This is a genomic window from Agaribacter marinus (assembly GCF_030160655.1).
Taxonomy (GTDB): domain Bacteria; phylum Pseudomonadota; class Gammaproteobacteria; order Enterobacterales; family Alteromonadaceae; genus Glaciecola; species Glaciecola marina.
This window is the reverse complement of the sequence record NZ_BSOT01000005.1, coordinates 1,526,101-1,538,762: the sequence shown is the minus strand read 5'-3', so window position 1 is coordinate 1,538,762 and position 12,662 is coordinate 1,526,101. Positions and strand designations below refer to the sequence as shown.

13 protein-coding genes are annotated in these 12,662 nt (G+C 42.4%); 11 read left to right on the top strand and 2 right to left on the bottom strand.

Translation table 11 applies throughout. The features are described from left to right. The first annotated feature begins 3 nt into the window (after positions 1-3). A complete protein-coding gene (gene fliJ, locus QQK00_RS08325) occupies positions 4-453 on the top strand; it encodes a flagellar export protein FliJ (RefSeq protein ID WP_284217011.1) in 450 nt (149 codons plus the stop codon). A 165-nt stretch (positions 454-618) separates the two neighbouring features. Continuing rightward, positions 619-801 carry a hypothetical protein gene (locus tag QQK00_RS08320; RefSeq protein ID WP_284217010.1) on the top strand — a complete coding sequence of 61 codons (183 nt, stop codon included), beginning with the start codon at positions 619-621 and terminating at the stop codon, positions 799-801. Between the two features lie 28 nt (positions 802-829). Here QQK00_RS08320 and QQK00_RS08315 read toward each other — a convergent pair whose 3' ends face one another. Continuing rightward, positions 830-1,489: a DUF642 domain-containing protein gene (locus tag QQK00_RS08315; protein ID WP_284217009.1), complete on the bottom strand. Its 660-nt coding sequence runs from the start codon at positions 1,487-1,489 to the stop codon at positions 830-832. A gap of 280 nt (positions 1,490-1,769) precedes the next feature. Between QQK00_RS08315 and QQK00_RS08310 the strand changes: the two genes are divergently transcribed. The 9 genes from QQK00_RS08310 (at position 1,770) to flhB (ending at position 9,526) form a co-directional block, all read left to right on the top strand. Beyond that, entirely contained in the window at positions 1,770-3,926 is a 2,157-nt protein-coding gene (locus QQK00_RS08310; RefSeq protein WP_284217008.1) for a flagellar hook-length control protein FliK, read from the top strand. A 92-nt stretch (positions 3,927-4,018) separates the two neighbouring features. Beyond that, a complete protein-coding gene (fliL, locus tag QQK00_RS08305; RefSeq protein ID WP_284217007.1) occupies positions 4,019-4,540 on the top strand; it encodes a flagellar basal body-associated protein FliL in 522 nt (173 codons plus the stop codon). 30 nt (positions 4,541-4,570) lie between these two features. Beyond that, complete coding sequence (gene fliM, locus QQK00_RS08300; RefSeq protein WP_284217006.1) at positions 4,571-5,650, top strand: flagellar motor switch protein FliM; 1,080 nt, start codon at positions 4,571-4,573, stop codon at positions 5,648-5,650. Between the two features lie 2 nt (positions 5,651-5,652). Beyond that, positions 5,653-6,066, top strand: a complete 414-nt coding sequence (fliN, locus tag QQK00_RS08295) for a flagellar motor switch protein FliN (protein WP_284217005.1) — start codon at positions 5,653-5,655, stop codon at positions 6,064-6,066. Beyond that, positions 6,026-6,544: a flagellar biosynthetic protein FliO gene (fliO, locus tag QQK00_RS08290; protein ID WP_284217004.1), complete on the top strand. Its 519-nt coding sequence runs from the start codon at positions 6,026-6,028 to the stop codon at positions 6,542-6,544. Before fliN ends, fliO begins: the two co-directional genes overlap by 41 nt. Continuing rightward, positions 6,537-7,301 (top strand): flagellar type III secretion system pore protein FliP, encoded by a 765-nt coding sequence (gene fliP, locus QQK00_RS08285; protein WP_284217003.1) that lies wholly within the window; start codon positions 6,537-6,539, stop codon positions 7,299-7,301. Before fliO ends, fliP begins: the two co-directional genes overlap by 8 nt. 3 nt (positions 7,302-7,304) lie before the next feature. After that, positions 7,305-7,574, top strand: a complete 270-nt coding sequence (gene fliQ, locus QQK00_RS08280; protein ID WP_284217002.1) for a flagellar biosynthesis protein FliQ — start codon at positions 7,305-7,307, stop codon at positions 7,572-7,574. An 8-nt stretch (positions 7,575-7,582) separates the two neighbouring features. Then, entirely contained in the window at positions 7,583-8,380 is a 798-nt protein-coding gene (gene fliR / locus QQK00_RS08275) for a flagellar biosynthetic protein FliR (RefSeq protein ID WP_284217001.1), read from the top strand. 15 nt (positions 8,381-8,395) lie between these two features. Beyond that, positions 8,396-9,526 (top strand): flagellar biosynthesis protein FlhB, encoded by a 1,131-nt coding sequence (gene flhB / locus QQK00_RS08270; protein ID WP_284217000.1) that lies wholly within the window; start codon positions 8,396-8,398, stop codon positions 9,524-9,526. Between the two features lie 98 nt (positions 9,527-9,624). On the opposite strand, the gene QQK00_RS08265 is transcribed toward flhB, so the two are convergent. Next, on the bottom strand, positions 9,625-12,465 hold the full coding sequence (locus tag QQK00_RS08265; protein WP_284216999.1) for a TonB-dependent receptor: 2,841 nt from the start codon (positions 12,463-12,465) through the stop codon (positions 9,625-9,627). Positions 12,466-12,662: the final 197 nt, after the last annotated feature.

The following is a 12,662-nucleotide window of genomic DNA, read 5'->3' as shown; positions in this document are numbered from 1 at the left end:
GTTATGGCAAGTATTGAGCAATTGGGTTTGGTGGCAACGCTAGAGGATAAAAAGTCTAAGTCCTTGTTGCAACAATACCAACAGGCGAAGCAATATTTGTTTGAAAACCAGCAAAAACTCGCTGGCCTTGAGCAATATCGTTTAGATTATTTGCAACAAATAAAACAAAAGGTAGCGAATGGTGTGGGTGCAAAAGCACTTATTCAACATCAGAATTTTGTTGGAAAACTAGATAAAGCGTGTCAGCAGCAAGTACAAATTATAAATCAAGCAGTACTCGTGAGTGATCAACGTAAAACACAATGGTTGGCGCAAGAAGCAAAAGCGAAAGCCATAGACAAATTGATTGATAAATCAAAAGCAAAACGTCATTTAACCCAAACCCGTCAAGAGCAAAAATTGTTTGATGAATTTTCATTACAACAGTTTTATCGAAAAACCCATAGCTCCTAATGTTCAACCGTATAAGCGTTGCTTCTTCTTCAGGGTCCCCTGCGTTGAAGAACAGTGTATCGACGAATAATACGTTGAAGATAACTGCGTAGTGGAAAAAATCGCAACTTTCTCAAATTAACGTCGTAATTTCAGCTAACAGACAAAATTTTGAGATTTCAATAAATGAAATACTTCGGACTCGTATTGCTCTATGTAATGACAATTACATTACTATCATTTGGTACTAACACAATCGTGTTAAACCCGTCATGGTTTTATGTGCTTCAAATTGCTGTTTTGCTTGTCGCTTTATTTTGGGAAGATGAGGGCGTTGTAGAAGATATGCGAAGTGATCCACATGAATAAATCAAAAGATAGGCCAACAATTTATTTTTTACGCTTGACGTTTTCTTCGATAAAAAAACGCAGTGATCAGTACAAATGATAATGCAAACAAACCTGCAGTTGTTGGGCCAGATACTAGCGCACTTTGCGTTGTCAGTGTCGGGTGCTCAACGACCTGTATATCATCCAAAAAATTACCGACAGTGCCTTTTCGCGGGAAAATAGACGTGAACGAAATACGCGTTAGTTCACTTGTTGCAACGAATTGATGCCTAAAGATACTCCAATTTGATGTTGTATGATCTGTGAGGGTGTTTGAGAAAAGTAAGGTACTATCCGTTGATAATGATACAGAGAACGCTTCACTATTGTTTCGCCTTGCTCTATAAGCAAACGTTAGATCATAAAGGTTGTCTATTTCTGTTTGCAAGGACTGAAAAATCGTAAATGCTTGTCCCCGGTTTGCATGTGCGTTGAGCTCGGCAAATTGAGTGCCGCTATATGCATCAATGCCTCTAAATGAATCCCATACTTCAACATTACTGCCCTCCCAACCGTCAACATTGTCTGCGGTAAACCAGCGCCAAGTGTTTGTTCTTACATCCGACGACTCAAAGTCTCCATTGATAACTAGGTTTGCAAAGCTACGTTCGCATAGACATGTGATTAGAATGAAAGTAGTGAGAAATATTAAGGCTTTATTTTTCATATTATTTCGACGAACTAGTCAGGTACTTTATCTAGACACAATACTAAGCCTAGTTGTGATGTGCGTGCGTTAATTTATACGCAGTGATGAAATTAAATGCTTGTATACCGATATTTAATCATTGTGAGTCTGTTAGTGGTCTGCGTTGCAAGCTGCGCGTTCAGGTAACTAAAAGTGGTATGGCGTTTGCAAAATCTACTATAACAGACATGGGTAATTTACAAAAAGCTATATATTTCAACATGTTAACGTTATTTAATTGCTACAGGATACATTCAGTATGATGCAACAAATTGCCACTAAAACATCAGATGTTGCCACGTCTACATTGCCGTTTGATGTAAAAGTAGAGCCGGCGAATGGCACTGATTTTGCGCTAGTTTTACAGCAGTCACGTGACACAACGTCAGCATTTGAAAATGCAAAAGTGCGTGCCGAAAAAATGCAAGGTGATGCACCAAATCGCACTGAAAGTAAACACGATGAGGCATCGGGCTATAAACAAGCAAACGACAATGGCTCGCAGGCCGCAAATACGCCATTGGATAAGCAAAGTAGTAAGACGTCAAATTCGGCCGATGCGGGCAAACATGATGCTGAACCTGCCACAGATGAAAATAACAACAAATCTTCAGCAGGAATATCAAATGCAGAAGACAGCTCGGCCAATCGTTCTAATGCCAATGATTCCAGTGATGATAGCGTTGAAAGTGATTTTGCAGTGACACAAGAAAACAGGGAAAAGTTAGACCAAATTTTGGCTGAAGATAACGCTGAATTTGACTACATAAACTATGTGTCCTTAATAAAAGAATTGAGTGCTGAGGACGCCGATGCGCAGCATTCGTTGACCGAGGATGAAGAAAAATTTGCCGCGCTGCAGTTAGCACTGAATGAAAGTATTGCCCAAACAGAAGCGGACAGTAAAAGTACAGATATTCAGGATGTGCCGCTTGATTCTATTGATGATGCATTAGCAGATTTTGCGTTAGTACATATTACTCAAGAAGAACTGCAAGCCATTTTGTTAGCGCAACAAGGTAATCGCGAGCAAGCAAGTTTGTCTTCTGAAGAATTAAAGCGCCTTGAAGAAGCGGTTAATAAACTGCTTTCTCAACTTGCGGATCAAAAAAATGTATCAACTTCAACTGAAACTGAAAAAAAGCTAGATGCAAGCTTAATGACAGAGCTGCTGCAGCAGCCAGTTGATGCGTCAGATGAAGTATTAGACGCATTGGCTCAAGCAGTATCTGCAGGACAAACAACGGAACAAAACCATAAGCTTGATGCTGTAAACAATGAGCAGCAGAACATCAAGCAAATGAAAGACGCAAGTGCGCAAATTGCCGAAATTGCTAGTGACGAACTTCTGACACCAGCAGCGCAAGTGCAAGGTGACGGTTCAGAGTTAAGTGTCAAAGATATTGCGTTTGCTGGCGCTGCTGAACATCACTCGTTGCAACAAAACGGTGAGCAGTTAAAAAATAACGCAGATGTTCAGATAAAAGTGAACCCATCGACGAATCAAAACCAAAATACAATTGAGAAGCTAGCAGGTCTAGATGAAGAGCGTATAAACAAAGCGTTGGAAAATTTAAAGCAACGTCTCGAATCAATTGTGCCAGAGATCAAACAAGACGCCAAAGGCAATGAATTTATCGCCGCGTTACAAAGCGGTATTAAGGAATTTAAAGAGCAAATAAAGCAAGGCCGTGAACCCGGTTTGGATTTAAAGTCACTTGTCGCGGAGGCAATGCAAAAAAGTGACATTGATTTTACCCCTGCAGCACAAGTGAAACTTGAGCCAAACTTAAATCAATTTAGCGCGATGCTGAATCTTGCCAGCAGTGTACAAGCGCAAAATTTACATGCACAAGGCTTACTCACACCTTCTGAATCAATCACACTTGAAAAAGTTGGTCAGAGTTTTGCACAGAGCATGGAAAGTGCGTCAGGAAGTACTAAATTGTCTGCGCAGCAAGCGAGCGCCTTAGATAAAGCGGTAAATATTTTCAAACCTGATGGACAGCAACAACTTGTAGAAAAAGTACGTTGGATGATAAACGGTAGGAATACTGCGGCGGAAATACGATTAGATCCGCCTGAATTAGGTGCAATGCAGATTAAAGTAAATCTTAGCGGAGACGCCGCTGCTGTGAGTTTTACCGTACAGTCGATTCAAGCAAAAGAAGCGTTGGATCAAGCAGTCCCTCGTTTGAGAGACATGCTGCAAGAACAAGGCATTGAACTTGGTCAGTCTTCGGTACAACAAGATTCACGTGGGCAGAGTGATGGCCAACAAGAGAACGCCAGTAGTCAGGGTTCTGGCGGCAGTAGCGTCAGCGATACGTCGGCTGACGAATCTGTGACAGACTCGCACGTCATTGAACAACGAGTGGCTGGTAATACCTTAGGTGGCATTGATTATTATGCCTAGTGCACGCAACAGTTAATACGTAAGGGTTAGTACGAAGCGCTTAAGACACCGCGTTTAAGCACACAACTTAATTGAACACAAAAGGCAAGCTCATGGCTGAAGAAGACTTAAAAACTGATGAAGAAGGCGGTAAGAAAAAAAGCAAGCTGATGCTGATCATTATTATCGCGGTCGTAGTGCTTTTAGGTGGTGGTGCTGGTGCATATTTCTTTCTAATGGGTGGGGAGGAGAGTGCGGCCGAAGGTGAGGCGGCGTCATCGGCTAGCGCAGATGGTTCGATGCCTGAAAATAAAGGACAGGCGATATATGTAGCGATGCCCAGACCATTTCAGTTTAATTCGCCTGGTGTTGCCCGTGAAAGGCTTGTGCAAATAGAAGTACAACTGATGGTACGGGGTTTAGAAAACTCTGATAGAGCTAAATCACATATTCCAATGATTGAAAGCAATTTGTTACAAGTGTTTAGTGCGGCAAGTGCGGACGACTTAGTGACCGAACAAGGTAAAAAGAATTTGCGTGAAAAATCTACCGCGCAAGTAAGACAAGTGATGAATGATCTAGAAGGGAACCCATTGGTAGAACAAGTACTGTTCACTGGGTTCGTGATTCAATAAGTAAGTTGATTAAAACAGGGTAGTCAAAACGTGAGCGATTTATTATCACAAGACGAGATTGACGCGCTACTCCATGGAGTAGACGATGTCGAAGAGGAAGAAATTGAAGAGGTTGAACATGATGGTTCGGCGCTCGAATATGACTTTTCTTCTCAAGACCGCATCGTACGTGGGCGAATGCCTACCTTGGAACTTGTGAACGAACGCTTTGCACGGCACATGCGCGTAAGTCTTTTTAATATGATGCGGCGGTCAGCTGAGGTATCGATTAACGGTATTCAAATGATTAAGTTTGGTGAATACATACATACCTTGTTTGTACCAACCAGTTTGAACATGGTGAGATTTCGCCCTTTAAAAGGTACCGGCCTGATTACCATGGAAGCGCGGCTGGTATTTATCATGGTAGATAACTTTTTTGGTGGTGATGGTCGCTACCATGCAAAAATTGAAGGACGGGAATTTACGCCAACAGAGCGTCGAATCATTCAAATGCTTTTAAAGCTAATCTTTGAAGATTACAAAGAAGCATGGGCGCCGGTAATGGACGTTTCGTTTGAATATCTCGATTCTGAAGTAAACCCAGCAATGGCAAATATTGTAAGTCCGACGGAAGTCGTGGTGATCAGTTCATTCCATATTGAGTTAGACGGCGGTGGGGGGGATTTTCATGTATCTCTACCTTATTCCATGTTAGAGCCCATAAGAGACATGTTGGATGCTGGTGTACAAACTGACAAAGAAGATACCGATTTTAGATGGAGTAAAGCATTACGAGACGAAATCATGGATGTGCAAGTGGGTATTACGGCACATTTTATGGACATAAATATTAACTTGGACGATTTAGTCAATTATAAAGACGGCGATATTATTCCAATTAATATGCCTGAAGTCGTCACCGTCTCTGTTGAAGAGTTACCCACATTTAGGGCGAAGTTAGGAAAATCCAGAGACGCGGTAGCGCTCAAAATAACAGATAAAATCCCAAGGCCAGTATCGGTCAAATCAGAATTAAACTCTTTCACCAAAAACGGAAAAGTGATTGATAGTGACGCCGAACTGCAGGTCTTGGAAGAAGATTTAGCAGGAATTTTAAAGAGGATATAACGATGAGTGAAGAAGACGAAGGCTTGGATGATTGGGGCGCTGCGATGGCCGAACAAGCGGATGCTGAAGCCGAAGAGGAAGCTGCCGCTGAAGTTGAGGCTGCAGAAGCAGCAGAACTCGACGAATTGTCTGAAGATGTCATCACAGGTACGGATTCAAAAAAACTAGATACGATTCTAGACATTCCTGTGACGATTTCGATGGAAGTTGGTAGAACCAATATAAGTATCAGAAATTTACTGCAATTGAACCAAGGTTCAGTTGTTGAATTAGACCGCGTTGCCGGAGAGCCATTAGATGTATTAGTAAATGGCACGTTGATTGCTCATGGGGAAGTAGTAGTGATTAACGATAAATTTGGTATTCGGTTAACGGATGTTATTAGTCAAGTCGAAAGAATTAAAAAACTTAAATAGAAAAAATAACAAAAAGCGTTATTTAACAGCTTCTTACGCTGCATTTTTAACGCTTTTATCTCCCCTTTCTTATGCACAAGATACTGGTAATGAGCTCAGCTCAACCAGTACTTTCATTTCGATATTTTTGTCGCTGTTGTTCGTGATCGCCATTATTTTTGCGCTCGCGTATTTAATGCGTCGGTTTAATGTCACTCAAGCCGGGAATGGTCAAATGCGCGTCGTCGCGAGCATGATGGCTGGCGCAAAAGAAAAAGTGATGGTGATTGAGGTCGGCGACGAGCAGCATTTGCTTGGCGTGACTGCACACAACATCAATCATCTTGCGACCTTGGATACACCACTCAACACAAACAAGCAAAACCCGGTTAATCAAGATAACGGACAGCAAGGCTTTCAACAAAAACTAGTGCAAGCAATGGCGCAAGGCATTTCTGGCAAAGTAAACAAAAATAATAAAGGAAACACTGATGCATAAAGGATTCTTTTCACTTGTTGTTTTATGCATCATATCCCTGTGTAGCTTGGATGTATTTGCACAACAGCAAGGGGGCTTACAAGCGGTAACGGTGACCACCAATGATGACGGTACAACCGACTATTCGATGACCTTACAAGCGCTATTCATTATGACGGCGCTAAGCTTAATACCAGCGTTTGTGATGATGATGACCTCATTTACGCGGATTATTGTTGTTTTATCGATATTGCGACAAGCGATTGGCTTACAACAGTCGCCGTCAAACCAAATACTGATTGGCGTTAGCTTGTTCCTGTCGATGTTTATCATGGCACCGGTGTTTGAAGAAATTAATGAAACTGCCTTGCAACCATACTTAAATGAAACAATGACCTCGAAGCAAGCTTTTGAAAATGCGAAGGCGCCAATGCGCGAGTTTATGCTTGGTCAAACACGTATGACTGATTTAGAAACCTTTGTAAAAATTGGCGGGTACGAAGGTCAGTTTGCAGACCCTTCAGAAGTACCACTTACGGTGCTGATTCCTGCATTTGTGACCAGCGAATTGAAAACCGCGTTTCAAATAGGTTTTATGTTGTTTTTGCCTTTCTTAATCCTCGACTTAGTTGTCGCGTCAATATTAATGGCAATGGGGATGATGATGTTGTCGCCAATGATCGTGTCACTGCCATTTAAGTTGATGTTATTTGTGCTTGTAGATGGCTGGAATCTGATTTTTGGCACCCTTGCCACAAGTTTCGGTATGGGAGTCTGACCAATGAGCCCTGAAACATTTGTAGAGATACTTCGTGAAGCCATGTTACTCATTATCGTGATTGTTTCTGCGGTCATTTTACCTGGCTTATTGGTAGGGCTTTTAGTGGCAGTATTTCAAGCCGCAACGTCTATCAACGAACAAACAATGAGCTTTTTACCCCGCCTAATAGTTACGTTGCTTGCATTAAGTTGGGGAGGGAATTGGTTAGTAACCAAGATGATGGATTACACCAACAACCTCGTTAGCAGCATTCCCTCTGTTTTAGGTTAATACGAAGAGTGGAAATACTCAGCAGCACAATCATGGGCTTTTTGGCCGATTACCTACTCGCATTTATGCGTATAACTGGCATGTTTATTTCGATGGCGGGTATTAGTGCTAGAACCATTCCGACACCTGTCAGAAATTTGCTAGCGATAGTGATCACCATCATGGTACTGCCTACCTTAGCGCCGGTAACCGTCCCAGAGATTGTAAGCGTTGCAACGTTTGTTGAAGTCTTCAAACAACTAGTGATTGGTATTGGCATTGGTTTCATTTCGATGATGGTAATCAACACCTTTGTGCTGGCAGGACAAATAATTGCGATGCAAACGGGTTTAGGTTTTGCTTCAATTGTTGATCCGATTAACGGGATTAATGTGCCAGCGGTTGGTCAGTTTTATCTCATTTTAGCTACCTTAATTTTTTGGACGGTAGATGGCCATTTGCTGATGCTACAAATGATCATTCATAGCTTTGAAGCATTTCCTGTCGGGGATGCGTGGTGGACACCTGAGCAGTTTAAACAGATTGCGCATTGGGCGGGCTGGATGTTTGTTTCTGCTGTAACAATCGCGTTGGCACCTATCGTCTCTTTGCTTATTGTGAATTTGGCCTTTGGCGTAATGACCAAAGCTGCACCGCAGTTAAACATTTTTAGTTTGGGATTTGCGATTGCGCAAATCATGGGGTTAATCATAATTTGGATAACGTTAAGTAACCAAGCCTTGCATTTTGAAAAACAGTGGATGCGAGCGCAAGACTTAATGTGTGGATTGTTGGCAATTTGTCCGACAACGCCTGCCATAAACTAGGAGGGTTAGGTAGCAATGGCTGATACTGATTCCTACGAAAAAACGGAAGAACCCACACCAAAAAAAATCAAAGATGCCCGAGAGAAAGGGCAGGTAGCTCGGTCCAAAGAGCTAGCCACTACATTGGTGCTAATTGCCAGTGCAATCGCGTTAATTGCCATTGGGTCTATTATTGCATCTGCGATGTTTACCATTACTAAACGCTCGTTTACCTTGTCGCGTGATGAAACGTATGACTACACTCATATGTTTCAAATTTTACAGATGTCAGTAACGGAGAGTGCATTCCCGCTAATTGCTTTTATGATCATTGCAATGGTAGGGGGAATTTATGGCTCTGTAGCCTTGGGAGGTTACAATTTTACGTGGTCGTCAGCCGCACCAAAAGCGAATCGACTGAGCCCAAAGGCTGGGTTTAAGCGCATGTTTGGTACTGATGCACTGGTCGAATTGTTGAAAGCCATTGGTAAGGTATCTGTGATCATTGGCATGGCTTATATTTCATTGTTGATATTTAAAGACGAGGCGCTGCACCTTGATCTTGAGCAATACCCAATGAACTTGTTTCACGCGCTAGACATGATCGAATGGGCGTTTTTTTTATTGTGTTGCGGGATGATACCTATTGCCTTGATTGATGTGCCATATCAAAGTCACAAGCACAATAAAGAGTTAAAGATGACCTTGCAGGAAGTAAAAGATGAACGTAAAAATGCTGAAGGTGACCCTGCTGTAAAAAGCCGTGTACGGAAGTTACAGTATCAGTCTGCTGCGAACCGAATGATGCAAGATATTCCTAAAGCGGACGTAATCATTACTAACCCGACGCATTATTCTGTCGCAGTGCAATATGACCAAAACGGTGAGCGAGCACCAGTAGTTGTGGCAAAAGGTATTGATGAGCTAGCGATGCATATCCGAAAAATTGGTACTGCTAATGACGTGCCGCTGGTTGCGTCTCCGGCACTTGCGCGGGCCATTTATTATTCAACGGAAGTTAATCATGAAGTGCCACAAAAGCTATTTATGGCTGTTGCACAAATTCTTGCATATGTTTATCAGTTAAAAGCGCACAAAAAAGGTAAGGGCGCTAAGCCTAAACCTCTTAAGAAAGACATGCCGATACCGCCTGAATTACGTCGTTAGCTTTTCTTGTTTGAGAATAGACGGAGTATCGAATTTAAATGTTGTTTTGCGCCATCCGTGGCGCTCAAAAAGGCATCCATTGCTTATTCAGTATTTTTTTAGAACTGTACAGACAAACCTAAATTATAGCGAGCGCCATATTGCTCTAGCGTAATTAATTGATCGGTGAATCTACCATGACGCCTTACGGTTTCTTCGGTAATGTTCAAGCCTTCTAGGAATACAGATATAGATTCGTTGATGTCATATCTAAAATTAATATCCCACTGGCCATATGCTTCCACAAATTCTGGTTCGCCGTTTACTTGTGGTTGCGATAAGTCTAATAAGAAATCATCGCGCCAGTTGTAGGCTAGGCGTACTTGGAATTGATCTTTTTCATAAAATGCGACCATGTTCGCTGAATCGCTAAGACCCGTGAGCGCGAGTGTTTGGTCTATGTCAAATACATCGTATTCTACGTTGCCATCCACAAAGGTTGCATTTACCACGGTCCCGAAACCTGTGTCACCAAACATATGTTGCACATTTAGCTCTATACCGTCTATTTCTGCGGTGTCTAAGTTACTCGGACTCTCTAAGTCAAACAATATTGCCGGGTCGTCTGCGTTACCAAAACAGGCTGGATTACCACCTACAACTTCGTCAGGGCATCCTGGGCGAGGGTTAATACTTGGATCGCTTAGCGGATTTCCGTTCACGTCGGGCAGGGTGGTAGCTTCAACAGTTGTGCCAATAAAGTTTTTGACATATTTCTTAAACAAGCCAACGGAGGCATAACTGCCTTCGTCGTAATACCATTCAACCGAAATGTCGAAATTATCAGACTCTAGTGGTAGTAAACCAGCGTTACCGCGAGAGGCGTTGAATGGCCCGCCTGGTCTCGCATCAAAGGTTACTGAGGGGAAGAGTGATGACAAATCAGGGCGCGCAAGTGTTTTACTGTATGAGAAGCGACCCACGATATCGTCGGTAATCTCTACACTTGCATCGAGGTTTGGCAATACTTGCGTATAACCTCCCTCAAGTTCCACATTGGTTAATTCTGGTGTAAATATTTCACCAAATCGGCCTGCTGTATTAATGTAATTGAGCGTGACAACGCCAGGCTGTGCGGATACTGAGTTTACGTCAGTATCTTCCCAGCGAACACCCATATTAATATTAACAGGGAGGTCGTTAAATTCTGTTTCAAAATCAAAAGATACGTATAGTGCTAGGGTTTCTTCATTGACTCCGTTAAACGTGGGATCATTGCGAGAGAAGAAGCCCTGGTCTCTTACGAGTTGCATGGCTTCTGTCGCGCTATAATTTGCGGTGACAGGGAATAGGTTGTTAGAACCACCGATGTCACTGCCAAATCCTTCAATTGAGTCAAATGTTAGATTTAAGTTGGATATATCTACCGGCACAAACGACACTGTTCTGCGTCTATTTGTATCCATTTGATACTCAGTGTTCGCAATACCAAAGTGGATAGTATCAAGTGCGCCATCGCCGTGGTTTTCCCACTTCCCATCCAATTGGAATTGTTTAATATTGTTTTCTACCTGCAAGCCTCGGGTTTGGAATAAATCAAACTGAATAGCATTTGGGCTAAAGGGGTCACCACCGGGCAAGTTTGCGGCGTTGAAACTAACATCAGGGCGACCTGAAGGGCTAGTAATGTAGGCGACATCGACGCCACCTCTGTCTGGCGACCCGTCACCGTTTGTATCGAGGACTCTTGGGTTTTTGAGGTTGATGATGGTTTCTGACTCTTCGCCATTAGGTTGAGCATGTGATGTTGAGTCATGATAGTCCAAGGTAAAACTCAGTGTGTCCGTCGCTTTCCATTCTAAGTTGAGACCAACAGAATCGTTCTCTGTTTCGAATAAAATATCGAAGCCCCAAAAGTTTAGTTCGTCGTTGGGGCGCATTGGGTTGGTAACTGTGCCGTTGCTATCTGCATTACCACCCAGATCTGTGTCAAACCAAAAGCTTGTTCTGTCCAATTTGTTGGTTTCTTTAAAGCGTGAGAGCGTATAGTCTACGGTTGCTGTTAGCGTATCAATAGGGGCAAACTGCAAGACGACTTGTGCATTTTGACGCTCTCGTTGCGTTGAGTGGCGATCTACATCAATCGTCAAAGGCGCCCAGTGTGTTTGGCTTGGATTTAGGGAGGTGTTAATGCCACTTTTATCGACATTCGTCCCGCGATTAGGTGACCAGCCTTGTGCGCCGACTCTTTCTCTACCGCTGTCTCGTTCTGCGTGAGATGCTGAAAGTAATAGACCGACTTTGCCGTCAGCAAATGTGTGACTAATCATGCCAGATAACTCTGGAGTAACGTCGTCACCGTTTTGGTTGCTGGTATCAATGACAGCTTTTGCGCTTGCGACAGCTTTGAAACCTTCGAAATCGAAGGGTTTGGCCGTTTTTACATTAATTGTAGAGCCGATCCCACCAGAGGTAATATTGGCTTTACCGGTTTTGTAAACTTCTACGCCCGAAACACTTTCCGCTGCGATTTCTCTGAAGTTAAAGCTCCGGTTAAGTCCGTCCTCTATTAGCGTGCTTGAGGTAGGCATTTGGCGATTATTCAAGGTAACTAAATTGAAACTAGGGCCAAACCCTCTGACGGAGACTTGGTTTCCTTCGTTATTTGCGCGGTCAATCGATACGCCAGTAATACGCTGCAACGATTCAGCTAAGTTGGTATCCGGAAATTTACCAATATCTTCTGCAGTAATGGCATCGACTACACCACTAGATTCCCTTTTTATATTGGCAGAGCTCATTAACGAACCGCGAATGCCAGATACCGAAATTACTTCTACGTCGTCATTACTGTCTGTTGTTTGTGCTTGGACCGAAGAAATAGCGCTTGTTTGTAGTATTGCCGCACCTATAGCGCCAGCAATTATGCTAGGTTTGAACTTACGTGCAATTGAAAACATGTTGTGTCCTTGTTGTGTTGATAAAAGTATTTTCTTGCGAGTGAATTGTAATAAATGAGGTGGTTATGTTTTGATTTTGTAATTTATTTGTAATATTTGCACGTCAACAGTAGCAAATCAATTTATTATTTAATAAAAATAATGTGTAAAAATTTGTTAAAAATGAATAGTTGAATATGAATTAGTCTTTTATTTAG